The organism is Cellulomonas sp. 73-92 (assembly GCF_001898175.1).
In the GTDB taxonomy this organism is placed as follows: Bacteria; Actinomycetota; Actinomycetes; order Actinomycetales; family Cellulomonadaceae; genus Cellulomonas.
Genome location: NZ_MKTH01000013.1, coordinates 453,192 through 477,046, shown reverse-complemented (window position 1 = coordinate 477,046; position 23,855 = coordinate 453,192). Strand labels below are relative to the sequence as shown.

Here is a 23,855-nt window from a genome sequence, read left to right as displayed (position 1 = left end):
CACGAAGCACCGCCGCAGCCTCCCACCCGGAGCGTCAGTAGGCCCTGAACTGCACCGACGCCCAGCGTCAGGCGCCAACTGCCGCTCGCGGGCCCCTCGCCAGGCCCTAGTCCGACGGCTGAGCATCGACGCGATGCTCCTGCCAGTGCTTGTCCAGCCAGTCGACCTGCTCGTCGTGAAGCCGCACCGTGAGGCGTTCGTCCTGGAGGCGCGCGTACTGGGGGTACTTCGCGAGCCCAGGCGCGACATCGATCCGCAATGTCGACGGGTGGACTGCGAGCGAGCCATCGTCGAAAAGTCGATGAATGTCCCGTCGTAGCATGAGTCCGCCGTGCTTGAAGTGCGTGCCCAGTTGGGCGTAGCTGTAGAGGTGACCGGCCTCAAGGACCCGCGCCGGGGCGCCCCCCGTGAGTGCGCACATGCTTCCCTGGGCCGCGAGCAATTGGTCTCGGAACTGCTGCTGGCCTCTACGGATCCGAACAAGTGCGTGAGTGAACCCCTGCGGTATCTCTATGGGCACGCTGGAATTCGCTGCCCAAGCGAGGTCGATTCGCGCCGTCACGCGATCGACGGCACTGCGAGCATCCTTGGCCATCAGCGCCTCGCGGAAGGCAACCCAGTCCAGCGATCGCATCGCGTTGAAGTCGCCGGTGTGGACTGCCAGGGACCGCATCTCGTCTCCGTCGAGGATCCCGTCCAGCGATGTCCATGCCGCGTCGTACCTCGCCTTGTACTCCAGCACCTCCACCACTTCGGTGCGCGGATCCTCAAATTCGGCGTGACATCTCATACACCGGTACCGCGGTTGGCTCCTCTTGCGTTCGCTGATCCGGCTCGTGTTGCACCTGGGGCAGCGATTGAGCAGCTTGAGGCCGTGCGCCGTGTCGATCGCCTCGATGACGGAGACACCGAGGAGACGCTCCTTGTCCCACAGTGCGATCGGATCCCCGACGGCAAGGCTCTTGTGGTTGGGAACGTTGCTGTCCCAGGAGTAATACGCATCGACCTGATCGTCGTAGCCGGAGTTGCCACCGTGGCCTCGGTTCTCGCCCGCGGCCATCAGCAACCACGCTCTTTGCGGGCCACCGCTCTCCATGCGCTACAGCTTCGCACGGCGACTCGCCGTTAACGCGCAGCCTGCAGTCGCCTGCGGTCTCGCGAATGGTGAATCATGCGCCGTTGCTGGCGCTGCTCTTCGGCGTTCCAGCGGCGCGACGGTGGACCGATCTGGAGGACTTCCTACGCCAAGCTCGAGTGATCCGGCACCTGGGCCGACGCTGACGTCCGGGAGGTGCTGGTTCAGGTCGGGACCTGCGGTTCGGCGGCGCCTGGGCGACCGCATCGTCGACCTGGTCGTGCTCACCACCGGGTCGCAGGCTTACCGCAGGTTGGACGGCATCGCGGTCGTCCCGCTCTCGGTGCTCGGCCCCTGACGCCCGGCCGCCGGTGAAGCGTCGGGAACCCGGTGTCCACACGCACCCGCCCTCGGCGAGGATGCAGCATGCTCACCCTCGAGGACGTCTTCCCGCCGTTCGCGCTGCGGATCGAGAGCGGTCTGTGAGAACTCCAGTTCTCACAGAGCCTCGGCCACCCTCGACCATGAGTGCTAGCATTGCTGTCAGGGGGTGGTCAGGATGGGAACTCTGACGATCCGTCAGCTCAACGAGCGCACCCACGCCCGGCTGCGCGAACGAGCGGCGAGTCATGGACGGTCGGTCGAAGCCGAGGTCCGGGCCATCCTCGACGCCACGACGGGCCGTCCCGAGTCGAACATTCTCGTCTCGCTGCACCAGGCCTTCGCGGCTGACGGCGGCGTCGAGCTCGACCTGCCGGAGCGCACCGACGCCTCGCGTGACGTGGATCTCGTGTGATCGTCGCCGACACCAACGTCGTCTCCGAGCTCATGAAGGACCGGCCCGACCCGGGCGTGCTCACGTGGGCGGCCGCGCTCGGCGAGAGCGAGGTGACGATCAGCGTCGTGACGGTTCAGGAGATCGCGCGAGGCCTGAGCCGCCTGCCGGACGGACGACGGCAGCGCACCCTGACCGGCCGCTGGCACCAGCTGCTCGAGTCTTACGCCGACACGATCCTCGTCTACGACCTACCCGCCGCACAGGCGGCCGCGACCGTCCTGGTCCACCGCGAGAGAGCCGGGCGGCCGATCAGCCTCGCCGACGCCGAGATCGCCGGGACCTGCGTGGCACAGGACGCCACCCTGGCCACCCGCAACACCGCCGACTTCACCGGCATCCCCGGCCTGACGCTCATCGACCCGTTCGCCTGACGCCTGAACCCTGAGTGAAGCCGGCAGCGACAGCTCGACTCGCGACGTCGCGTGCCGGCAAGCCGAACGTGCCGGACCCGACGGGATCAGTGCAGCTCGCACTCCCACGGCTCCAACGCAGGCTCTCCCGGCAGGAGGTCGCCCGTGCAGTACTGGCAGAGCCATGCCACCGCCCGTCGCTCGGCGTGCTTCTCGTTGAGCGGCTCACCGGCGTCGTCGAACTCGAGTACGTTCCCGACAATCGCAGAGCAGGCCTCCATCTGGCTCGGCGAGTGCTTGAGGTCAGCGCAGTAGTCGATCCACGGTTCACCCCGCGCCACCTCCCCAAGGCGCGAACGACCACGGCTAGCGTCTGTCCGGTGTGGGACGGTGATCGCGATGCACGCCTGCGGCGCGAGCTGATGGCGTGGCTGACCGTGCGGACTCACGACGGCGCTCAGCCGATCAGCACCACCGACCTCGGCGACTTCGCGTTCGACGGCGACCGATTCCGACTCATGGACCGACAGAGCGGGATCTGGAAGCCCAGCGTCCTCACCTCTGCGTTGAGCCTGCGGACGACCTACCGCGCTCCTGGCCAGCCGGCACCGTACGAGGACCGCCCCGGGTCCGACGGCTTGCTTCGCTACAAATGGCGCGGCGACGACGGCGACCACTGGCAGAACCGAGCGCTGCGGTCGGCGATGGGCGCCAGCGTGCCCCTGATCTGGTTCTTCGGGGTGGGCGAGGCGCTCTGGGTTCCGATCTTCCCGGTCTACGTCCTCGGAGAAGAGCCCGCGGAGCAGCAGTTCGTCGTCGACCCTGACGTGGGCCGGGGTCTCATCGCCCCTGGATCGCCGGTCGAAGAACACCTGCGGCGGTACGTGCTTGCGCAGACTCGGCGACGCCTTCATCAACCGGTCTTCCGGGCGACTGTCCTGCGAGCGTATGAGGGCCGCTGCGCCGTGTGCTCGCTCGCACATACCGAACTCCTCGATGCGGCGCACATCCTGCCCGACTCCAGCCCAGGCGGAATCGCCGCCGTCCGCAACGGCCTCGCGCTCTGCAAGCTGCACCACTCGGCCTTCGACTCCAACATCATGGGCATCGATCCGGACTTCCGGATCGCGATCCGGCCGGATCTGCTGGCCGAGGTCGATGGCCCGACGCTCCGGCACGGACTGCAGGAGAGGCACGGCGAGCGACTACGGAAGTTGCCCCACAGGCGCGCCGAATGGCCCGATCAGGAGTTCCTCGCCGAGCGGTACGCAACGTTCCTGGCCGCACCGAAGGCGAGCTGACCGCAGCGGGGGCCTCTTGGCGCCGAGTTGTCACCGACGCCCGCATACCTTCGCTGCTCCCTCGCCTCGTGTCTCGCCGCTGCGGCGCCGATACAGCACTCATGGGGGCATGGGAAGTGCAGCGGTGGCGTCGGTACGGCAAGGACAGGCTCTACGTCCACGGCGCCGACGGGACCGCGGTCGGGTGGCGCGACCTGCTGACGGGCGACGATCACGTCGACGCCCCGGAGCGGATCGGCGACCTTCGCGCGGCGATCGACCAGTGGCTCGCCACGGGTGACACCGTGGCGGGAGACGCAGCGGCGCCTCGGGCCCCGCTTGCTCCGTCGGGCGCCGGCGGACCGGGCCCGGACACACCGCTAGCGAGCGAAGCGGACGACGAGGCACCGGCCGCCACGCCAGAGCTCCCGGTGCCGACGCCGGCAGCACCGGCACCGTGGGACGACCTCGCCTCCCACCGCGCCGGCGAGATGGCCCGGGAGCAGGCCGTCGCCCTGAAGCAGGCCGCCCCCGTCCGGACGTTCGTCGCCCGGGTGCTCGGGGTCCACACCGACGAGCGGGCGTGGCGCATCGGCGCCGACGGGGAGGAGAAGGTCGCGGCCCGGCTCGAGAAGCTGGCGACGAAGGACCCGCGGTGGAAGTTCCTGCACGCCATCCCCGTCGGGGAGAACGGCTCGGACATCGACCACCTCGTCGTCGGACCCGGTGGCGTGTTCAGCCTCAACGCCAAGCACCACCCGGGCGCCCGCATCTGGGTCCGGGACAACGCCTTCCGCGTAAACGGCCAGCAGCAGCCGTACGTCCGCAACTCGCGCCACGAGGCGTTGCGAGCCGGCCGGTACCTGACGGCGGCCTGCGGCTTCCCGGTCGCTGTCACCGGGGTCGTCGTGCCCGTCGGAGCCGACGACATCACCATCAAGCAGCAGCCGGCGGACGTCGTCGTCGTCAACCGCATGGCGCTGACCAGTTGGCTCTGCTCGCGGCCGGTCGTCCTCGAGGACTCCACGGTCGAGGCGGTCTTCGAGGCTGCCCGGCGCTCGACCACCTGGCGACCGCAGCACTGAGCAAAGGACGGGCCGAACCGCCGCCGGCAGCTGGCGTCGCCGAACAGGCGAATGTACGTACAATCGGACTATGACGCCGTTCGACTTCGTGGCCTCCCTGGCGTTGATCTCGGTGGCGGCCGGTCTGCTCGGCTCGCTGATCGGCCTGGGCGGCGGGGTGGTGATCGTCCCCGTCCTCACGCTGCTGTACCACGTGGACATCCGCCTGGCGATCGGGGCGAGCATCGTCTCGGTCATCGCCACCTCGAGCGGCGCGGCCGCCGCCTACGTGCGGGAGCGCATGACGAACCTGCGGGCCGGGATGTTCCTGGAGCTCGCCACGGTGACCGGGGCGGTGAGCGGGGCGTACCTGACGACGGTGTTCCCCACCCGGGTCCTGTTCATCGTCTTCGGGCTCGTCCTCGCCTACTCGTCGTTCACCACGTTCCGGCGCCGGCACGCCGACCATCCGCTCACCGAGTCGAACGACCGCATCGCCAACTACTTCAACCTCCACGGTTCGTACTACGACCAGGCGGAGGGCCGGGAGGTCGCCTACAAGGTGGTCCGCACCAAGCTCGGGCTGACCCTCATGTACGTCGCCGGGCTGGTGAGCGCGCTGCTCGGCATCGGCTCGGGAGCCCTCAAGGTGCCGGCCATGGACAGTGCGATGCACCTGCCCATGAAGGTGTCGTCAGCCACCAGCAACTTCATGATCGGCGTCACGGCCGCCGCGAGCGCCAACGTCTACTTCGTCCGCGGCCAGATCGACCCCGTGATCGCCGCCCCGGTGGCGATCGGCGTGCTGGTCGGGGCCACCATCGGGGCCCGCGTCCTGGGCCGGGTGGCGAGCAGGACGGTGCGGCTGGTCTTCGTCGTCGTCCTCGTCGTCATCTCCCTGCAGATGCTCCAGAAGGGGATCCTCCCGTGACCGACCTGACCGGACCCGCCACCCCGTCGCAGCCGCAGCACCACGGCCGCTCGGGCCGTCGCCGCCCGCTCAGCCCCCAGGAGGCGCTGGCCATGGCGGCGAAGGTGCGCCAGGTCGAGCTGGCCATCAGCCTGGTGCTGCGGATCGGCGTCCTCGTCAGCGTCGCGATCATCACCGCCGGGCTCGTGGTGATGTTCGCCCACCACAGCGACTACCTGGCGCTCCGCGGCCCCGTCTCGTACACCACGCTCACGTCCACCTCGACGCCGTTCCCGCACTCGTTCGGCGCGCTGTGGCACTCGATCGCGCGGGGCGAGGGCCAGGGGATCATCCTGCTCGGCGTCCTCATCCTCATCCTCACCCCCGTGGTGCGGGTGGCCGTCGGCGTGCTGTCCTTCGTCTACGAGAAGGACGTGCCCATGGCCCTGGTGACGCTCCTCGTGCTCGTCTTCCTCGTCGGCTCGTTCTTCCTCGCCGGGGCGTGAGCGATGGCCGGCCAGGTGGTCCGGTCCAACCCGCTGCCGCTGTGGGCGCAGATCGTCGACGACCTCCGCCGGCGCCTGCTCGCGGGGGAGTTCGAGCGGCGCTTCCCCACCGACGAGGAGCTGACCGGGTACTACGACGTGAGCCGGCAGACCGTGCGTGAGGCCGTGCGCCACCTCGCGGCCGAGGGACTCGTGGTGCGCGAGCGGGGCCGCGGGTCGTCGGTCACCCCGCCCGTCCTCGAGCAGCCGCTGCACGCCCTCTACAGCCTGGCCTCGACGCTGCGGGCCGGCGGCCTGGCGGAGCGGAGCGAGGTGCTCGCGGCCGATCGCCGCCCCGTCCCGGCCGAGGTGGCCGCGCAGCTCGGGATCGCGGCCAGCGCCGAGGCCGTGTTCGTCGAGCGGCTGCGGTTCGCGGACGACGAGCCCATCGCGCACAACCGGTCGTGGCTGCCCGCGCCCCTGGCGACCGGGCTGCTCGACGCCGACCTCACGTCCGGCAGCCTGTACGAGCTCCTCGCCGGCCGCTGCGGCGTGCGCATCACCGGCGGCTGGGAGCGGATCCGGCCGGTGCTGCCCGAGCCGACCGAGCGGGCGCTGCTGCGGCTCCCGGCCACGGTGGCGGCCTTCTCGGTGGAACGCCTGGTCCGTGCCGGGCAGGCGGCCGTCGAGTGGCGCAGCAGCCTCATCCGGGGCGACCGCTACTCGATGGTCACGCAGTGGCCCGCCGGGACTCAGCCGGGGGCCGGCCGGCCGCGCTGACCCGGGTCGCCGGGGTGCGACGCGATCCGGGCCTGGTCGACCCGCCGTCCCCCGCGGCCCAGCGCGCGCGCCAGCCCCACGCCCGCGACCGCTCCCAGGGCGGGGCCGACCAGGTAGACCCAGGCCCCCTGCCACGTTCCGGTGACGAGGGCGGGGCCCAGGGTGCGGGCCGGGTTGGTGCTGGTCCCCGTCCACGGCGCCTCGAGCGACACCATCACCGCGTACATCGGGCTCATCGTCCAGGGCGTGAAGCGACGCAGCCGGGGACGGCCGAGGAACAGGAAGACGGTGCCCACCAGCACCAGCGTGCACAGCGCCTCCAGCGCCACCGCGAGCCACGGGGCGAGGCCGTGCACCGGCGTCGTCGCGCCGTACCTGAGGGGCGCGCCGAGCGGCTCCCAGGCCAGCACCACGGCGGCGCCGGCGACCGCGCCCACCAGCTGGCCGACGACGTACCGGGCCGCGTGCGACGCGCTGATCCTGCGCTCCAGGAGGAAGGCGAGGGTCATCGCCGGGTTGAGGTGCGCGCCGGAGTGCCTGCCGAGCGCGGACACCGTGACGAGCGAGCCGGTGAGGCCGAACAGCGCGCCCGCGATGCCGCGCGCCAGCCATCCCGGCAGCGACAGGGCGGCGACGGGCGAGGCGGGCGAGACGACGACGATCACGGCCGACAGGCCGCCCACCAGCAGCAGGGCCGTGCCCAGCAGCTCGGCCACGTACAGCGACCACGTGCTGCGGTCGGCGGCCCGCTCGAGGTCGTGCCATCGGCGCAGCGGGTCGCGCCACCCGCCGCCGGTGACGGTCCTCACAGACCGGGCGACGACTGCATCAGGCCGCCGTCTACGACCACGGTGGTGCCGGTGATGTACGACGCGGCGTCGCTGGCCAGGAAGGCGACCACGTCGCCGATCTGCTGCGGCTCGGCCATCTTGCCGAGCGGGATCGCCGCGTCCAGCCTCGTCATCGCCGCCGGGTCCGCGACCGTCCGGGCGTTGATCGGCGTGTCGACCGCTCCGGGGGCCACCCCGACCACGCGGATCCCGTGCGGGCCGAGCTCGACCGCGCTGTTGCGGGTGAGCATCCGCATCCCGCCCTTGGCCACGCAGTACGCCGCGTTGCCGGGCATCGGCCAGTCCTCGTGCACCGAGGAGACGTTGACGATGACGCCGCCACCGCCCTGGGCGACGAACTGGCGCGCCGCGGCCTGGGCCGCGAAGAACGCGCCCTTGAGGTCGATGCCGAGCACGCGGTCGTAGTCGGCCTCGGTGGTGTCCAGCAGCGACTGGCGGGTCTCGATGCCGGCGTTGTTGACCAGCACGTCGAGCCGGCCGTAGCGGCGCACCGCCTCGGCGACCAGCCCCTGGACCTGCGCGACGTCGCTCACGTCCGCCTCGAAGGCCTCGACCGAGCCGCCGACGTCCTCGCCCGCGAGCGTCGCGGCGAAGGCGACCGCCTGGGCGGGGGAGACGACGTAGTCGACGATCACCCGGGCGCCGGCCCGGGCCGCGCTCGTGGCGATCGCCGCGCCGATGCCGGTGGCACCGCCCGTGACGACCACCGTCATGCCTGCCAAGCCTGCTGCTGCCATGCCCGTGTCCCTTCGCGTGTCCTTCGCAGTCCTCGGACGTGAACCTCGCCGGGAGCGGCCGCCTCGCTCCGGCGGCTCCGCGGGGAGCCGCCTACGCTGAGAGGCGTCGTCCCGCCGAGCAGGGAGCAGGCCATCGCCACTGACGAGCCTCATCGTAGGTCGGCCGCCTCGGCCGGCGACCGGGGACCCGAGGGGGCCAGGGTCGCCGACCTCCCGGCCGACGCACCGTGGCGGATGTGGGGCCCGTACCAGTCGGGGCGTCAGTGGGGCACCGTCCGGGAGGACTACTCGGCCGACGGCGACGCGTGGGCGTACCTGCCGTTCGACCAGGCGCACGCGCGGGCGTACCGGTGGGGCGAGGACGGCATCGCGGGCCTGTGCGACTCCCACGGGTTCCTGCACCTGGCGGTCGCGCTGTGGAACGAGCGCGACGACCGGCTCAAGGAGCGCTGGTTCGGCCTGACGAACGGGCAGGGCAACCACGGCGAGGACGTCAAGGAGTACTGGTGGCCGCTGGACGCCACGCCCACCCACTCGTGGGGCCAGCTCCTCTACCGCTACCCGCAGGCCGCCTTCCCGTACGCCCAGCTGGTCGCCGAGAACGCGCGGCGCGGCCGCGACGAGCGGGAGTACGAGCTGGCGGACACCGGCGTGCTGGCCGAGAACCGGTTCTTCGACGTCACGGTCACGCACGCGAAGGCGTCGCCCGACGACGTCCTGGTCACCATCGCCGCGCGCAACTGCGGCCCGGAGGCCGCCCCGCTGCACCTGGTGCCGCAGCTCTGGTTCCGCAACACGTGGGCCTGGGGCCGCGACGACCGACGTCCCACGCTCGCGCTCGGCCACCACGAAGGGCCTGACGGGGTCCGGGTGGACGCCCACCACGACTTCCTCGGGGACTACCGGCTGGACGCGGCGGGCGCCCCGCGGGTCCTCTTCTGCGACAACGAGACGGACGCGGTGGCGCTGTTCGGCGCCGACCGCAACCCCTCCCCCTACCCGAAGGACGGGGTCGACGCGGCGATCGTGCACGGGGACGCGGCCAGGCTGAACCCCGACGGCCGCGGCACCAAGGTGGCCCTCGACTACCGCTTCGAAGCGGTCGCGCCCGGCGCGTCGGTGACCGTGACCCTGCGCCTGCGGTCGGCGGCGCACGACGAACCGGCGTTCGGGGACGGGTACGCGGCGGTGCTGGCGGCGCGCCGGGCCGAGGCGGACACGTTCTACGCGGGCGTGGTCCCCGCGCCCACGTCCGCGGAGGACGCGTCGATCGCGCGGCGGGCGTTCGCGGGGCTGCTGTGGGGCAAGCAGGTGTACCGGTACTCGGTCGCCGAGTGGCTCGAGGGCGACCCGGCTCAGCCGCCGGCACCGCCCGGGCGGCGCGCGCCCGAGCCGGCGGGGCGCAACACCGCGTGGCCGCACCTGGAGCTGGCGGACGTCATCTCCATGCCCGACGAGTGGGAGTACCCCTGGTTCGCGGCCTGGGACCTCGCCTTCCACGCCGTGACGCTGGCCCACGTCGACCCGGCGATGGCCAAGGAGCAGCTGCTGCTGCTCTGCCGGGAGTGGGCCCAGCACCCGTCCGGCCAGCTCCCCGCCTACGAGTGGTCGTTCTCGGACGTCAACCCGCCCGTGCACGCGTGGGCCGCCTGGCTGGTGTACGTCATCGACGGGTCGCGCGACCAGGCGTTCCTGGCCCGCATGGCCAGCAAGCTGCTGCTCAACATGGGCTGGTGGACCAACGTCAAGGACGAGCACGGCACCGACCTGTTCGGGGGCGGGTTCCTGGGGATGGACAACATCTCGGTGTTCGACCGGTCCCGCGACGTGCCCGCCGGTCACCACCTGGAGCAGTCCGACGCCACCAGCTGGGTGGCGTTCGCGTTCCTCGCGATGCTCCGCATCGCGCAGGAGCTGGCCCGGCACGACCCCGGCTGGAGCGAGCTGCCGACCACCTTCCTCGAGCGGTTCCTCGCGATCGCCGAGGCCAGCGAGGCCTTCGGCTCGGCCGGCACCAGCCTGTGGGACGAGGCCGACGGCTTCTACTACGACCTGCTGGTCGACGACCAGGGCGGCTCCGAGCCGATCCGCGTCCGGTCGTACGTGGGCCTCGTCCCGCTGCTCGCGGTCGCGGTGACCCCGGACTGGGTCGACCAGCTGGAGTCGTACGGCCAGCGCCGGGACTGGCTCGAGGAGCACCGCCAGGACCTGCTGCAGCGCAGGGTCGTCGTCCATCCCGACCGGGACCACCCCGGCGGCCTGGCGCTCGTGCCGCCGGCGCGGTACGTCCGGGTGCTGCAGCGCGTGCTGGACACCGGCGAGCTGCTCTCCCCGTACGGCGTCCGGTCCCTGTCCGCGGCCTACCGGGACTCGACCACGGTGCAGGTGGGCGGGCAGGCGCTGTCGATCCGCTACGCGCCGGGGGAGTCGGACTCGGGCCTCTTCGGGGGCAACTCCAACTGGCGCGGGCCGGTCTGGCTGCCGGTCAACGTGCTCCTGGTGGAGGCGATACGCACCTACGCGCGCGGCGCCGGCGACGATCTCCAGGTGGAGGTGCCCACGGGGTCGGGCCGCCGGCTGAGCCTGTCCGACGCCGCGGACGAGCTGTCGGAACGGCTCGTCGGCCTCTTCTGGGCCGGCCCCGGCGGTCGCCGGCCCAGCCAGCCGCGCGACCACCCCGACGACGACCTGTGGAACGCGCACCCGACCTTCAGCGAGTACTTCCACGGCGACACCGGCGAGGGGCTCGGCGCCTCCCACCAGACCGGCTGGACGTCCCTCGTGGCGCACCTCGTCTGCAGCCGCCAGGCGCCGTAGCGTCCAGCGGCCGCTGGTCCTGGCTACCCCGGCGGCCCGGCGCCGGCACACCGCCCGCCGGTGCGGCCCGGAGCACCTCCTCGATCGGTAGCGTTCAGGCCGACAGAAAAGTAGCCCATAAGAGAGCGAAACGGTAGCGTTTGGGAGCCCCGAGCGGTAGCCTCCAACTGTGCCCTACAGCCCACGGCTCCTTGACCGGCAGCTGGACCGACTGCTCATAGGCCTGCCGGCGGTCGTGATCGACGGGCCTAAGGCCGTCGGCAAGACGGTGACCGCGACGCGGCGTGCCGCAACCGTCCTGGCCCTCGACGACCCCCTCGAGCGGGACCTGCTCCAAGCCGACCGCGAGCGACTCACCACCGCGGACCGGCCGGTGCTGGTCGACGAGTGGCAGCTGTACCCGGCGGTCTGGGACCAGGTCCGGCGCGCCGTCGACAACGGTGCCCCCCCGGGGTCCTTCCTCCTCACGGGTTCTGCGGCGCCGACGTCCGCACCGACCCACACCGGAGCCGGCCGGATCGTGCGGGTGCGGATGCGTCCCATGTCGCTCGCCGAGCGCGCCCTCGTCGAGCCGACCGTCTCGCTCGCGGAGATGCTCGGGGGCACCAGGCCGACCGTCGCCGGGGCGAGCCCGGTGAACCTGCGCACCTACGCGGACGAGGTCGTGCGCAGCGGCATGCCGGGCCTGCGGGCACTCGACGACGACGTGCGTCCCGATGCCCTCGGCGGCTACGTGGAGGCGATCGTCGACCGGGACTTTCCCGAGCTCGGCCACGTGGTGCGCCGCCCCGCGACCCTCCGCCGGTGGCTCACGGCCTACGCGGCGGCGACCGCCACGACCGCGTCCTACAACTCGATCATGGATGCCGCGACGGCCGGCCAGAGCGACAAGCCGGCCAAGACGACGACGATCGGCTACCGCGACACCCTCGAACGCCTGTGGCTGCTCGACGAGGTGCCCGCGTGGACAGGGACGAGGTCCGCGATCGCCTCGCTCGGCCAGGCCCCCAAGCATCACCTCGCCGACCCTGCCCTCGCCGCTCGGCTCCTCGGCGTGAACGCGGCGGCGCTGGTCAGCTCTCCGAGCCCGGACGGCCCGCTCATCCCGCGCGACGGCACACTGCTCGGCGCACTCTTCGAGGGGCTCGTGACGCTGTCGGTCCAGGTCTACGCGGCTGTGGTCGGTGCACGGGTCAGTCACCTGCGCACGAAAGGGGGCGACCACGAGGTCGACCTGGTGGTCACCCGCGACGACGGGCGGCTCGTGGCACTCGAGGTCAAGCTCGCTCCGGTTCCGACGGACGAGGACGTCCGGCATCTCAGGTGGCTCAAGGAGCGGGTCGGCGACGACCTGCTCGATGCTGCGGTGATCACCACCGGGCCGGCTGCCTACCGACGGCCCGACGGGATCGCTGTGATCCCGGCCGCGCTCCTCGGTGCCTGATCTCAACGTCGTGCGACGTCCTGCGACCCCTCCTCGGTGGGCTCGCCTGCGGCGTCACACCGCCCAGCCGAGCGCGGAGCGCCGGCACAGCCCACGGGAACCGACCTCGTGGCTCAGGCCCGGTGCTCGCGCTGGGCGCCGCTCCACGGCACGCCGACGAGCGGGAGCACCCAGTTGTCCAGCCCGTAGTAGCCGGCGACCCGCCACGCCGCGATGATGGCGCCCGCGGTGAGGGCGAACGCCGGGTTGACGCCGGCACTGCCGCCGAACAGGAAGCTGACGTTCATCAGCAGCCCGAGCGCCGCGGCGACCCCGGTGAACAGCCCGAGCACCAGCAGCGTGCCGATCGTGAGCTCGACGAACGGGATGATCGGCCCGATCCAGCGGTAGCCGCCGTCGGCCACGTACTGCAGCCACGCCTTGTTCCAGCCGAACGTCCCGCCGATGACGCTGGGATGGGCACCCTTCATGCCGGCGAGCGCGCCCTTGGCGAACCCCTGCACGGCCGCCCCGCTGCGCCAGGGGCCGTAGCTGCCGAACTTCTCGAGGCTCGCCTCCAACCACTGCCATCCCAGCAGCACCCGCACGATCAGCCAGAACGTCCCCGAGACCGGGTTCCGCGAGGCGAAGAGCGTCCGCGCCCATGACCAGGTCTCGACCAGCGGTTGCGGAGTCGTCCGCGGATCAGTCGTCTGTGAGCTCATCTGCCCCACCTCTCCGTCGCGTCACACCCCCCCCCGGACCCTCGCGGCGTGAAGCCACGAAGCGCGAGGGGCTCGGTGGCGGCGCCGTTTACGACGATCGTGCGCTCGGGTGACCGTGTGCGCATCCCGTCGGTGGCCTCGCTCCGGACGGACGGCGTGCGGGGTGGCGGCCCACCGCCGACCAGGGTGGCCAGCGGGGCCTTCCGGGGGATCAGCCGCGCGCTTGGTCGACGAGCCACTCGTCGAAGGTGGTCGGCATGATGCGGGCGTCGGGGCCCGGGAGGAGCGCGTTGCCGGCCATGCTGGTGCCGAACGGTCCGTCCCAGGTGGGCACCAGCCGCACCGTCTCCTGCCGGACGGCGAGCGTGCGGCGGGCCATGTCGACGAGGTCCTGGGTCTGCGGCCCGGCGACGTCGATCCGCCGGTGCTGTGCGGCGCCGAGTGTGGTCTCGACCAGTGCGACGGCGACGTCGCCCGGGGCGACGGGCTGGACGAGCAACGGCGCGATCGTGGCGACGCCGTCCCGTCGGGTCCAGCCGACCACCATGGCGGCGAAGTCGTGGAACTGCGTCGCCCGGACGATCGTCCACGGCACCGGTCCGGCCATGACGGCGCCCTCCTGGGCTCGCTTGCCGGCGTAGTGCGGGTTCGTCGTCGGGTTGTCCAGGCCGACGACGGACAGGACGACGTGGTGGGCGACACCGACCCGGGACTCGGCGGCGAGGAGGTTCGCGGTGACGGTCGTGAAGAACTCGACGGCCTCGTCGGCGTCGGCCGCCGGCGAGTTGGTGGTGTCGATCACCGCGTCGACGCCAGCGAGGAGGCCGTCCAGTCCGGTGCCGGACCGTAGGTCGACGCCGCCGGCCCGGCTGATCTCGACGGCTTCGTGGCCGCGGGCACGCAGCGCCGCGACCGTGAGCGATCCGATGCGCCCGGTGGCGCCGGCGACCGCGACTCGCCTGACCTCCTCGGAGGATCCCATGCGTCGCAGGCTAACCGCCCTCGCGCGCGACGGGGTGCCGAGCGTCACGAGCGACCGGCAGGGCGGCTACCGGCCGTCGAGCAGGGCCTCCAGCGGAGCGACCGGGACCACGCCCTGCGCCAGCCGGGCAAGCTCGGGGTCGACGGTGACCAGCGCGTCGGCCTGCAGCCGGGTGATCGCCAGGTGCTCCGCGTCGCGCAGGGTCTGCCAGCCGTGCTCCCGGGCGATCCGCCAGGCCGTGCCGCGTGACACGCGGTCTCCGAGCAGCCGCATCTTCAGCTCGGTGACCCGCTCGTGGACCTGCAGGGCCGCCGCCTCGGTCCGCCGCCCGACCGCGACGTCCTGCAGCAGCCGCTGCAGCGCCTCGGACCGGATCGAGCTCGGCGCCACGAGCTGGACGCTCGGGTGGACGGCCAGGCCGTGGTCCACGAGGTGCAGCACGGTGGGGGCGTCGACGACGTAGCGAGCCATCGCCTCAGGCTAGTACGCCCGGGGGCGCGGCACCCGACCCGCGCCACCCGAGAACGCGTTGTCGACGACGAACTTGCGCAGTGTGTAAACTTGCACGCCCTGCAACCAGGTCCACCGGTGCACGGCATCCCCGACGACGACAGAAACGGGACTCCTCGTGCCCCACGCAGCAACCGGACGGCCCGCACGCGGTGCGGCGAGCACCGGATCCTCCGGCGCCGTCATGAGCCAGCGGCAGATCATGCTCGTGATCTACGCGCTCATGGCCGGCATGTTCCTCTCGTCACTCGACCAGACGGTGGTCGGCACCGCCATCCGCACCATCGGTGACGACCTGCACGGCCTCAACCAGCAGGCGTGGGTGACGACGGCGTACCTCATCACCTCGACGATCGCGACGCCGATCTACGGCAAGCTGTCCGACCTCTTCGGGCGCCGCCCGCTCTACATCTTCGGCCTGGGCGTGTTCATCCTCGGGTCGTTCCTGTCGTCGTTCTCCACCTCGATGATCATGCTGGCCGGCTTCCGGGCCTTCCAGGGCATCGGGGCGGGCGCGCTGATGTCGGTGCCGCTGGCGATCATGGGCGACATGCTCGCCCCGCGCGAGCGCGCCAAGTACCAGGGCTTCTTCCTCGCGGTGTTCGGTGTCTCCGCCGTGGTGGGCCCGCTCATCGGCGGCGTCTTCGCCGACGCGTCGCAGATCCTGGGGATCGCCGGCTGGCGCTGGGTGTTCCTCGTCAACGTGCCCGTGGGGATCGGCGCGCTCTTCATGGTGCTGGCGTTCCTGCACCTGCCGACGTTCCACCGGACCTCGGCGCCGCGCATCGACTGGTGGGGCGCCACGGCGGTGGTCGTCACGCTGGTCCCGCTGCTGCTCGTCGCCGAGCAGGGCCAGACCTGGGGCTGGGGGTCCGCGACCTCGATCGCCTGCTTCGTCATCGGCGGTGTGGGGCTGGCCGCCTTCGTCGTCATCGAGGCTGCCATGAAGGCCGACGCGATCATCCCGTTGCGCCTGTTCGGCTCCAGCACCTTCTCGATGGCGACCGTGCTGGGCTTCCTCGTCGGCTTCGGCATGTTCGGCGCGATGCTCACGCTGCCGCTGTACCTCCAGCTCGTCACCGGCCTGACCCCCACGCAGTCCGGGTTCGCGACGCTGCCCATGGTGGGCGGCCTCATGATCGCGTCGGTGGGCTCCGGGCAGGCCATCGCCCGCACCGGCAAGTACCGGGTCTTCCCCATCGCGGGCACGCTGGTCACTGCGGGCGGCTACGTCGTCCTCACGTTCATGACCGTCGACCGCCCGCTGTGGTTCCTCATGATCGCGATGTTCCTCATCGGGCTCGGGCTCGGCCAGCTCATGCAGTCCCTCACGCTCGCGACGCAGAACGCCGTGCCCGTCACGGACATGGGGGTGGCGACCAGCTCGGCGACGTTCTTCCGCCAGATCGGCGGCACGCTCGGCACCGCCGTGCTGCTGTCCGTGCTGTTCGCCGTCATGCCGACCAGGATCGGCACGGCGATGCAGAACCCGGCGGACCTGACGAGCGCGCTGGACGCGGCCCTCACGCCGTCGGTCGCCTCCGCACCGGCCAACCAGGGCGTCATGCAGCAGATCTGGGACCCGATCGTCACCGCGGCGAAGGCCCAGGTGCAGGCCGGCCTGGACAAGGGCGCGGCCGCCGCCACGCAGGCCGCCGACGCGGCGGTCACGCAGCAGGTGACCGCCGCCGTCCAGGCCCAGGTCGCCGCCGGAGCGCTGCCGGCGGCGGCGGCGCAGGGCGTCATCGACGCCCAGGTCGCCGCGGCCCGGCCCGCCGCCGAGCAGAAGGCGCTGCAGGCGGCCGCCGCGCAGGCGGGCGTCGCGGTGGTCGACGGCAAGCTCGCGGTGGACTACTCCGACACCACCCAGCGCGGTGCCGTGGTGGACAAGCTCGTCCCCACGTTGATCGCCACGCTCAAGAGCTCGCCGGTCCCGCCGGGCGCGGCGTCGAGCACCACCGACACGGCGTTCCTCACCGGCGCCGACGCACGGCTCACCCGGCCGTTCCTCGTCGGGTTCAACGGCTCCGCCGTGCTCGTCTACTGGATCGGCCTGGCCGTGATGCTCCTGGCGTTCGTGCTGAGCTGGTTCTTCAAGACGCCGCCGCTGCGCAACCGATCCGCGCTGCAGGAGCGAGCCGACGCGCTGGAGACGGCGGACGACCTCGAGGTCGACGCCATCGACGCCGCCGTGGGAGCCGGCGCCCCGACCGGGCCGGGTGCCGGCACGGTCCACACGCACCGGCCATGATGCGGAGGTGACGGGGACCCCCCACGGGTCCCCGTCACGCCGGGAAGGAGGCACCGTGTCCGAGCCTGCACCGCTCGCCGAGAAGCCGTGCACGTTGCGGGAGCAGAAGAAGCAGCAGACGCGCCGGGCGATCCACCACTCGGCGAGCCGGCTGGTGCTGGAGCGCGGCCTGCCGCACGTCACGGTCGCGGACATCTGCGCGGACGCGACGGTCTCCGACCGGACGTTCTTCAACTACTTCCCCTCCAAGGCCGCGGCCGCCCTCGGGCTGCCCGAGACCGCCCTGGCGCCGGACGACGAGCAGCGCTTCCTGGCCGCGCACGGCGGTCTGGTCGACGACCTGTGCGTGCTCGTCGCCGACGCGGCGCGGCTCCACCAGGAGGACCTGCCCCGGCTGCGCGAGATGATCCGCCTCGAGCCGGAGCTCCTGGCGGCCCTCAACCAGTGGACCGTCAGCGTGCGCCGGCGGATCGTGCATCTCGCCGAGCAGCGCACGTCGCCGGAGCAGGCGCGGCTCGTCGTCGCGCTCGTGTTCGCCGCGGTGATGCTGCACACCGACAGCGGCTACACGACGTGCGACCCCACCGCGAAGGAGCTGCGCGGGACCATCGCCCGCCTGGCCGCGGCGGCCGGCGAGCGCGAGCCCGCACCCCTTGGCGCGGGAGCCTCCGGCCGCTGAGCGGGCCGCCTGCCTACGGCCGTGCCCTCCACGTAGGCGGTCCAGCCGTCGTCCAGCACGCGGAAGGCCGCGTCGAGCGTGGCGTGGGGCTCGCGGCTGCCGAGCACCAGCAGCTGGAGCTGCATGACGAAGCGCGCGTCGGCGCGCACCTCGAGGCTCGGCGGGTCCTGGTTCAGCTCGGCCGCGATCACCTCGATGAGCGCGTCCTCGTGCCGCAGCCACATCCGCTGCGCGTAGTCGGTGAGCGCGGGCGTGCTGTCGATGAGCTCCATGAAGCGCTGGACCACGCCGTCGTCGTGGCGGGCCACGGTGTTGGCCAGCTCGGTGCCGTCGTAGGCGCGCAGCGCCGCCGTGATCGAGGTGCCCGCGGGCCGGTCGCGGACCGCGGCGACGAGCTGGGCTCGGGCTGGTCATGATGTCGGCCGCAGCGCTCGTGCTCGCGCGGGCCCGCTTCGACAGCCCGTCACGGCGCCCGGCCGGCTCGCGCGCCCACGACGACCAGGGCGTCGCGGTGCCCGCCTAGGTGGACCTGGGCAACCGCCCGGACAGCGCGGGATGCCGGTTCGGCCGATCAGGTGCACCGGGCCCCACGCGGGTCGCGCGCCGCGCGAGCCGGTCAGCGCTGCCAGATGCGGCCGCTGAGCACCCCCCGGACGGTGCGCGTGCCCACCACGGCCCAGACGACCACCAGGCCCACGTAGAGCACCGCGCCGACGGCGTCGAGCGCGGGGGCCTGCCAGGCCCGGGCGATGCCCAGCGTGGCCACGGTCAGGGCGCCGAGGGGGAACGTGAACGCCCACCAGCCGAGGTGGAAGGCGAAGCCGCCGGCCCGCAGGTAGCGCACGAGCAGGGCCACGGCCACGGCCAGCCACCACACGCCGAATCCCCACAACGCCGACGCGAACAGCAGCGAGGGGGTGGCGACGGCTCCGGCGGCACCGGGGACCGCCGCGGGCATCGCCCGTGCCAGGGCCAGGGCCGCCAGCGCGCCGACGCCGACGGGGCCGAGGGCGATCCACACGGTGGGCGCCAGCGCCGCGGGCGGCAGCGGGTGCAGCACGAGCCGGGCGAAGAGCAGCCCCATGGTGAGCAGGAACAGCACGAAGCCCATGCCGAACGTCGCGTAGCCCAGCGCCAGGAGGAGCCGGGCGTCGCCCGGGCCGACGTGCGGGACGAGGGCGGCGAGCGCGACCGGGATGATGATCGTGACGACCGGGGGGATGAACCAGCCGCCGTTCACCGACGCCGCGGCCACCTCCCCCGTGAACAGCGTGTAAGCGAACGCCACGCCGAGCACCAGCCCGATCGCCGCACCGAGGGCCAGCAGGGTCCCGGCCAGGGGCACGGTCACCGACGCCGGCAGGAACCGGGGACCGACGGCCGAGGTCATGACCGACAGGACGAGCAGCCCGGCGGGCAGGGTGGCATGCAGGGCACCCAGCACCGGGTGGCGCAGGTCGGCGCGGCAGGCGGCGGCGTGCCGCACCCACCGGACCGCGTAGGCCACGAGGAGCACGGCCCCCAGGGCATAGGCCAGCACCGCGAGCGCGACGCCGACGGTGTGCGCCGCAGGCTGGAGCGCGGCGAGGCCGCCCGGGTTGTCGTCGCTGGCGACCGCGACGATCCCCGTGCCCATCACCGCGGCGAACCAGCCGGGGTGCAGGTCGCGCATCCGGGAGGCCGCGGACGCCGCCGCGGGCGCGGGGGGCGCTGCAGCCGCCGCCGGGGAGGACGAGACGTTCGTCGTCATGACACCTTTCCTGGACGCTTGCTCAGGAGGCCAGCGGCGCGAGGATCTCGCGCACCTGGGCCGAGGTGGGGACGCGGCCGGACAGGACGAGCTGTTCGTCGACCACCAGGCCGGGGGTGCGCATGACGCCGTAGCCGGCGATCGCCCCGTAGTCGGTGACCTTCTCGAACTGCGCGTCGAGGCCCAGGTCGGCGGCGGCCTCGCGGGCCGCCCGTTCGAGGTTGACGCAGTTGGCGCAGCCGGAGCCGAGGATCTTGATGATCATGGTGGTGCCTCTCTCGTTGGTGCTGGTCAGGACGGGATCACGGCGTTGAAGAGGTAGCCGACGGCCACGATGCCGGCGGCGGTCACGGCGATGAACGTGGCGATGAGCGGCGGCTTGAGCACGCGGCGGAGCAGGATCATCTCCGGCAGGCTGAGGGCGACGACGGCCATCATGAAGGCCAGCAGCGTGCCCATGGGCAGGCCCTTGTCGTGCAGCACCTGGACCAGCGGCATGACGCCGGCCGCGTTGGAGTACAGGGGGATGCCGATACCGACCGCGATGAGCACGGCGAACGGGTTGCCGGCGCCGGCGTAGCGGACGAAGAAGTCCGCGGGAGCCCAGCCGTGGATCACGGCCCCGAGCCCGATGCCGACGAGCAGGTAGGGCCAGATCCGGCGCAGGATGGCCACGACCTCCTCGACGCCCATCTGGATCCGGTCGTCCCACGTCAGCCCGTTCCACGAGCTGATCGCCTGGCCGCCGAGCCGGGTCTCGAAGACGAACGGCTCGACCCAGCGCTCGAGCTTGAGCCGGCCGAGCACGAACCCGGCGACCACGGCGATGACGAGGCCGGCGGCGATGTACAGCGCGGTCGGCCCGATGCCGAACAACCCGAAGAGCAGGGCGATGGCCACCTCGTTGACCAGCGGCGACGCGATGAGGAACGACAGCGTCACGCCCAGCGGCACGCCGGCGGCGACGAACCCGATGAACGCCGGCACGGCCGAGCAGGAGCAGAACGGGGTGATGACGCCCAGCCCGGCCGCCATGACGTTGCCGATGCCCTCGCGCCGCCCGCCGAGCAGCGCCCGGGTGCGCTCCACGCTCATGAACGAGCGGAGCACCGTGACGACGAAGATGATTCCGACCAGCAGCAGCAGGATCTTCACCGAGTCGGACACGAAGAAGAGCACGCCGGACCCGAGCCTGCTGCCCAGGTCCAGGCCGACGAGGTCACCCACCAGCCAGGTCCAGAACCGGCCGTTCACCGCGTACAGCGCGAACCACACCACCGCCGCGGCACCGAGGCCGACCCAGCGGCGCAGCGGGGTGCGCGCACGGACGCGCTCCGCGATGCTCATGCGGCCACGGCCGATCCCGGCACCATGGCACGGTTCGCCTCAAGCGCCGTCGATTCAAACGGCGTTGTATCAGTCACGGCTGAAACGTAGCACCTCGACGCCTCGCGCCCGCCGGGACGTAGGTCCACGCGTCCGCGGCGCCTCCGCCGTCGGGCGCTTATGCTTCAAACGTGGTTGACACGGTGGTAGCCCTCGACGACCCGGTGGTGCGCGCGGCCGAGCCGCCCGGCCCGGCAGCGCAATCGGTCGCCCTGCTGACCGCCGTGGCCGACCCGATCCGCTGGGCCGTGCTGGCCCAGCTCGCCGACGGCAAGGCGTGCGTCTGCAACCTCCAGGAACACATCCCGATCGCCAGCAACCTGCTCAGCTACCACCTCAAGGTGCTGCGCGACGTGGGCCTCGTGACCACCTCACGGCGCGGCCGCTGGGTCGACTACACCCTGGCCGACGACGCACGCGAGCGGATGACCGCCGCGCTCCCGGGCGCCGATCCGGCCTGACGGGCCACCCCCGGCGCGTCACGGCGTCTCTCGGGGAACTCCCAGCCTGTGCTGCCACCATGCGGCGGGCGCCGCCGAGGGCGGTGGCGGGAGAGGCGGTTCCATGGCCGAGCAGGTCAGCGCTCCGATCCTCGAGGTCGAGGGCCTCGTCGTGCGGTACGGCACCCGCACCGCGGTGGACGGCCTGAGCCTCGCGGTGCGGCGCGGAGAGATCTTCGGGCTCCTCGGACCGAACGGCGCGGGCAAGACGAGCACGCTGTCCGCGGTCGAGGGACTGCTGCGCCCCGCGGCCGGCGGGGTCAGGGTCGTCGGGCGCGACGCGGCCTTGGAGCCGCTGGCGGTGCGCGCGCTCATCGGCGTTCAGCTGCAGGCCTCGAGCTTCCAGGCGGAGCTCACGCTCACCGAGATCCTGCGGCTGTACGCGGGCCTGTACGGGCTCGAGCTGCCCGCGGGCGAGCTCAGCGCGCGGCTGCACCGGGCCGGTCTGGACGACGAGGCCGGCAAGCGCTACAAGCAGACGTCCGGTGGCCAGCAGCAGCGGTTCTCGCTGCTCGTCGCGATGCTCCACGACCCGCCGCTGCTGCTGCTCGACGAGCCGACGTCCGGGCTGGACCCGCAGGCACGCCGGCAGCTGTGGGCGCAGATCGAGCGGGCACGCGGCGAGGGCGGCTCCATCCTCCTGACGACCCACTCGATGGAGGAGGCGTCGGCCGTCTGCGACCGGGTCGCGATCATCGACCACGGCACGCTCGTCGCGCTCGGCACGCCCGCCGAGCTGGTCGAGCAGCACCGCGCCGACCCGCGTGTGCTGCGCGCGGCCCACGGCGACGTGACGCTCGAGGACGTCTTCATCGGCCTGACGGGGGACGAGATCCGTGACTGACATCGCACTCCTCAAGCCGCCGTCGGTGTCCGTGGCGCTGCGGAGCCTGCTGCGCGCCGACGCCACCGTGCTGCTGCGCAACCGGCAGGCGCTGCTGCTGTCGATCGTGCTGCCGGTGGCGATCCTCTTCATCACCGGGTCCGGTGGCGGGCGTCGCCAGGTCCTCGACCCCGGGTACGTCATCGGCCTGTCCATCACGTACGGGCTGATGGCGTCCGGACTCTTCGGCTACCCCATGGCCGTGGCGCGCGACCGTGAGAGCGGCGTCTTCCAGCGGATGCGCGTGACGCCCGTGCCGATGTGGACCGTCTCGGTGAGCCGGATCGCGGTCCAGCTGGTGCTCTCGCTGGTGATGTCGCTCGTGGTCCTCGGGCTCGGCGGCGTGCGCCACCACCTGACGTTCGGCCTGGTGAACTGGCTGCTGGTGCTCGCCGTGTCCCTGCTGGGCGCGGCGGTGTTCCTCGCGATCGGGCAGGCCGTGGTCGGCCTGACCACCACCTCCGGCCAGGTGAACGCGTTCAGCCGCGTCCTCTTCGCGCTGCTGCTCGTCGTCGGGCTCATCGGCTCGTCGGGCCTGCTGGGCGACACGTTCAAGACCGTGGCCGGCTGGACCCCCGTGGGCGGGCTCTCCTACCTGTTCAACGCGGCGATGGGCGGCGTCGGGTGGGGCTCCGACCAGGTGATCGGGCTCGTCGCCTCCCTCGTGTACGCGGTGGTGTTCGGGTACATCGGGGTCCGCTGGTTCCGCTGGACCGTGCGCTGAGCGCCTCGGCCCTCCCGTGGGCCGCCCGCGCCCCTCGTCGCGCGCGTCGCTAGGGTGCAGGACGTGCCGCTCCACTCCTCACGACGTCTCGCCGCCTTGGCCGCGGCCCTGCGCGCCGGCGCGCGCCGGGCCCCCTTCGTCGAGGACGAGGTGCTCGGCCTGGGCGGGCTCGTCGGGCCGGGCGCCGTGTGCGTCGACGTCGGCGCGGAGTACGGGCTGTACACGTGGTCGCTCGCCGACCTCGTCGGACCCGCCGGCGCGGTGCATGCCGTCGAGCCGCAGCCCGACCTCGGCCGGCTGCTCCGCTTCGGCCGGTGGCTCGTCGCCGCGCGCAACGTGACGATCCACGGCCTGGCCCTGGGCGACGAGCCGGGCGCCGGCCACCTCTCGCAACCGAGCCGCGGTGGGGTGCGCGTGCACGGCCGCACGTTCCTGGCCGACGGCACGCACGGCCTCGGCTCGAACGCCGAGTTCAGCCGGCACCGGAGCATCGACGTGCGCGTCGACACTCTCGACGGGCTCGTCGACCGCCTGGGCCTGCCTCGGCTGGATCTCATCAAGGCCGACGTCGAGGGCGCCGAGGACCGGCTGCTCGCGGGTGGCGAGGCGACGCTGCGCCGGTTCCGGCCCCACCTGCTGGTGGAGCTCGAGGACCGGCACCTGGAGCGCTTCGACACCTCGGTCGACGCCGTGGTGCAGCGCCTCAAGGACCTCGGCTACGCCCCGTCGCACTGGGAGCGCGGCGAGTGGCGGCCCGGGATCGTCGGGCGCAACGTCCTGTTCCGGGCGCCCGCGGCCTGACGTCCAGCGGGGAACATCCGGCTCGCCGTACGGCCCACATGTTCCCCCCACCAC

25 protein-coding genes are annotated in these 23,855 nt (G+C 72.4%); 15 read left to right on the top strand and 10 right to left on the bottom strand.

Annotation, left to right across the window (positions count from 1 at the left end; genetic code table 11):
• Positions 1 to 106: 106 nt before the first annotated feature.
• Positions 107 to 1,096, bottom strand: coding sequence for an HNH endonuclease signature motif containing protein (locus BGO37_RS08880; RefSeq protein ID WP_291754086.1), 990 nt, complete (start codon positions 1,094 to 1,096; stop codon positions 107 to 109).
• A 538-nt stretch (positions 1,097 to 1,634) separates the two neighbouring features.
• Between BGO37_RS08880 and BGO37_RS08875 the strand changes: the two genes are divergently transcribed.
• The 7 genes from BGO37_RS08875 to BGO37_RS08845 all read left to right on the top strand — a co-directional run bounded on the left by BGO37_RS08875 (position 1,635) and on the right by BGO37_RS08845 (position 6,782).
• The gene (locus tag BGO37_RS08875; protein ID WP_291754085.1) at positions 1,635 to 1,871 is read left to right on the top strand and encodes a toxin-antitoxin system antitoxin subunit; all 237 of its coding nucleotides are present in this window, start codon (positions 1,635 to 1,637) and stop codon (positions 1,869 to 1,871) included.
• Complete coding sequence (locus tag BGO37_RS08870) at positions 1,868 to 2,284, top strand: type II toxin-antitoxin system VapC family toxin (protein WP_291754083.1); 417 nt, start codon at positions 1,868 to 1,870, stop codon at positions 2,282 to 2,284. The genes BGO37_RS08875 and BGO37_RS08870 overlap by 4 nt, the downstream gene beginning before the upstream one ends.
• Before the next feature lie 359 nt (positions 2,285 to 2,643).
• Entirely contained in the window at positions 2,644 to 3,564 is a 921-nt protein-coding gene (locus BGO37_RS08865) for an HNH endonuclease (protein WP_291754082.1), read from the top strand.
• A gap of 101 nt (positions 3,565 to 3,665) precedes the next feature.
• Positions 3,666 to 4,628, top strand: coding sequence for a nuclease-related domain-containing protein (locus BGO37_RS08860; protein WP_291754080.1), 963 nt, complete (start codon positions 3,666 to 3,668; stop codon positions 4,626 to 4,628).
• 70 nt (positions 4,629 to 4,698) lie between these two features.
• Positions 4,699 to 5,538 carry a sulfite exporter TauE/SafE family protein gene (locus tag BGO37_RS08855; protein WP_291754078.1) on the top strand — a complete coding sequence of 280 codons (840 nt, stop codon included), beginning with the start codon at positions 4,699 to 4,701 and terminating at the stop codon, positions 5,536 to 5,538.
• A complete protein-coding gene (locus BGO37_RS08850) occupies positions 5,535 to 6,023 on the top strand; it encodes a DUF1634 domain-containing protein (RefSeq protein ID WP_291754075.1) in 489 nt (162 codons plus the stop codon). Before BGO37_RS08855 ends, BGO37_RS08850 begins: the two co-directional genes overlap by 4 nt.
• A 3-nt stretch (positions 6,024 to 6,026) precedes the next feature.
• Entirely contained in the window at positions 6,027 to 6,782 is a 756-nt protein-coding gene (locus tag BGO37_RS08845; RefSeq protein ID WP_291754073.1) for a GntR family transcriptional regulator, read from the top strand.
• Here the strand turns inward: BGO37_RS08845 and BGO37_RS08840 are convergent.
• Both BGO37_RS08840 and BGO37_RS08835 read right to left on the bottom strand, forming a co-directional pair.
• Positions 6,755 to 7,591: an MIP/aquaporin family protein gene (locus tag BGO37_RS08840; protein WP_291754071.1), complete on the bottom strand. Its 837-nt coding sequence runs from the start codon at positions 7,589 to 7,591 to the stop codon at positions 6,755 to 6,757. The genes BGO37_RS08845 and BGO37_RS08840 overlap by 28 nt on opposite strands.
• The gene (locus BGO37_RS08835) at positions 7,588 to 8,346 is read right to left on the bottom strand and encodes an SDR family NAD(P)-dependent oxidoreductase (RefSeq protein WP_291754069.1); all 759 of its coding nucleotides are present in this window, start codon (positions 8,344 to 8,346) and stop codon (positions 7,588 to 7,590) included. Before BGO37_RS08835 ends, BGO37_RS08840 begins: the two co-directional genes overlap by 4 nt.
• Before the next feature lie 258 nt (positions 8,347 to 8,604).
• Between BGO37_RS08835 and BGO37_RS08830 the strand changes: the two genes are divergently transcribed.
• Positions 8,605 to 11,187, top strand: coding sequence for a glucosidase (locus BGO37_RS08830; protein ID WP_291754067.1), 2,583 nt, complete (start codon positions 8,605 to 8,607; stop codon positions 11,185 to 11,187).
• Between the two features lie 169 nt (positions 11,188 to 11,356).
• The gene (locus tag BGO37_RS08825; protein ID WP_291754066.1) at positions 11,357 to 12,631 is read left to right on the top strand and encodes a DUF4143 domain-containing protein; all 1,275 of its coding nucleotides are present in this window, start codon (positions 11,357 to 11,359) and stop codon (positions 12,629 to 12,631) included.
• A gap of 113 nt (positions 12,632 to 12,744) precedes the next feature.
• On the opposite strand, the gene BGO37_RS08820 is transcribed toward BGO37_RS08825, so the two are convergent.
• From BGO37_RS08820 to BGO37_RS08810, 3 genes are all read right to left on the bottom strand, one after another.
• A complete protein-coding gene (locus BGO37_RS08820) occupies positions 12,745 to 13,335 on the bottom strand; it encodes a hypothetical protein (protein WP_291754064.1) in 591 nt (196 codons plus the stop codon).
• A gap of 211 nt (positions 13,336 to 13,546) precedes the next feature.
• The gene (locus BGO37_RS08815; RefSeq protein ID WP_291754063.1) at positions 13,547 to 14,317 is read right to left on the bottom strand and encodes an SDR family oxidoreductase; all 771 of its coding nucleotides are present in this window, start codon (positions 14,315 to 14,317) and stop codon (positions 13,547 to 13,549) included.
• A gap of 66 nt (positions 14,318 to 14,383) precedes the next feature.
• The gene (locus BGO37_RS08810) at positions 14,384 to 14,788 is read right to left on the bottom strand and encodes a hypothetical protein (RefSeq protein ID WP_291754060.1); all 405 of its coding nucleotides are present in this window, start codon (positions 14,786 to 14,788) and stop codon (positions 14,384 to 14,386) included.
• Positions 14,789 to 15,011: 223 nt separating this feature from the next.
• Here BGO37_RS08810 and BGO37_RS08805 point away from each other — a divergent pair, with 223 nt between their 5' ends.
• Positions 15,012 to 17,078, top strand: coding sequence for an MDR family MFS transporter (locus BGO37_RS08805; protein WP_291754055.1), 2,067 nt, complete (start codon positions 15,012 to 15,014; stop codon positions 17,076 to 17,078).
• Between the two features lie 55 nt (positions 17,079 to 17,133).
• Positions 17,134 to 17,757 (top strand): TetR/AcrR family transcriptional regulator, encoded by a 624-nt coding sequence (locus BGO37_RS08800; RefSeq protein WP_291754053.1) that lies wholly within the window; start codon positions 17,134 to 17,136, stop codon positions 17,755 to 17,757.
• On the opposite strand, the gene BGO37_RS08795 is transcribed toward BGO37_RS08800, so the two are convergent.
• The 4 genes from BGO37_RS08795 to BGO37_RS08780 all read right to left on the bottom strand — a co-directional run bounded on the left by BGO37_RS08795 (position 17,643) and on the right by BGO37_RS08780 (position 20,854).
• Positions 17,643 to 18,065, bottom strand: coding sequence for a hypothetical protein (locus BGO37_RS08795; RefSeq protein WP_291754050.1), 423 nt, complete (start codon positions 18,063 to 18,065; stop codon positions 17,643 to 17,645). The genes BGO37_RS08800 and BGO37_RS08795 overlap by 115 nt on opposite strands.
• Before the next feature lie 308 nt (positions 18,066 to 18,373).
• Positions 18,374 to 19,507: a hypothetical protein gene (locus tag BGO37_RS08790; protein WP_291754047.1), complete on the bottom strand. Its 1,134-nt coding sequence runs from the start codon at positions 19,505 to 19,507 to the stop codon at positions 18,374 to 18,376.
• A gap of 22 nt (positions 19,508 to 19,529) precedes the next feature.
• Entirely contained in the window at positions 19,530 to 19,772 is a 243-nt protein-coding gene (locus BGO37_RS08785; protein ID WP_291754044.1) for a thioredoxin family protein, read from the bottom strand.
• Between the two features lie 26 nt (positions 19,773 to 19,798).
• Complete coding sequence (locus tag BGO37_RS08780; protein WP_291754042.1) at positions 19,799 to 20,854, bottom strand: permease; 1,056 nt, start codon at positions 20,852 to 20,854, stop codon at positions 19,799 to 19,801.
• A gap of 170 nt (positions 20,855 to 21,024) precedes the next feature.
• Between BGO37_RS08780 and BGO37_RS08775 the strand changes: the two genes are divergently transcribed.
• The 4 genes from BGO37_RS08775 (at position 21,025) to BGO37_RS08760 (ending at position 23,801) form a co-directional block, all read left to right on the top strand.
• The gene (locus BGO37_RS08775; protein ID WP_291754040.1) at positions 21,025 to 21,354 is read left to right on the top strand and encodes a helix-turn-helix transcriptional regulator; all 330 of its coding nucleotides are present in this window, start codon (positions 21,025 to 21,027) and stop codon (positions 21,352 to 21,354) included.
• Between the two features lie 103 nt (positions 21,355 to 21,457).
• Positions 21,458 to 22,237, top strand: a complete 780-nt coding sequence (locus BGO37_RS08770; RefSeq protein WP_291754037.1) for an ABC transporter ATP-binding protein — start codon at positions 21,458 to 21,460, stop codon at positions 22,235 to 22,237.
• Positions 22,230 to 23,000, top strand: a complete 771-nt coding sequence (locus tag BGO37_RS08765; protein WP_291754034.1) for an ABC transporter permease — start codon at positions 22,230 to 22,232, stop codon at positions 22,998 to 23,000. The genes BGO37_RS08770 and BGO37_RS08765 overlap by 8 nt, the downstream gene beginning before the upstream one ends.
• 63 nt (positions 23,001 to 23,063) lie before the next feature.
• Positions 23,064 to 23,801, top strand: a complete 738-nt coding sequence (locus BGO37_RS08760) for an FkbM family methyltransferase (protein WP_291754032.1) — start codon at positions 23,064 to 23,066, stop codon at positions 23,799 to 23,801.
• Positions 23,802 to 23,855 lie beyond the last annotated feature (54 nt).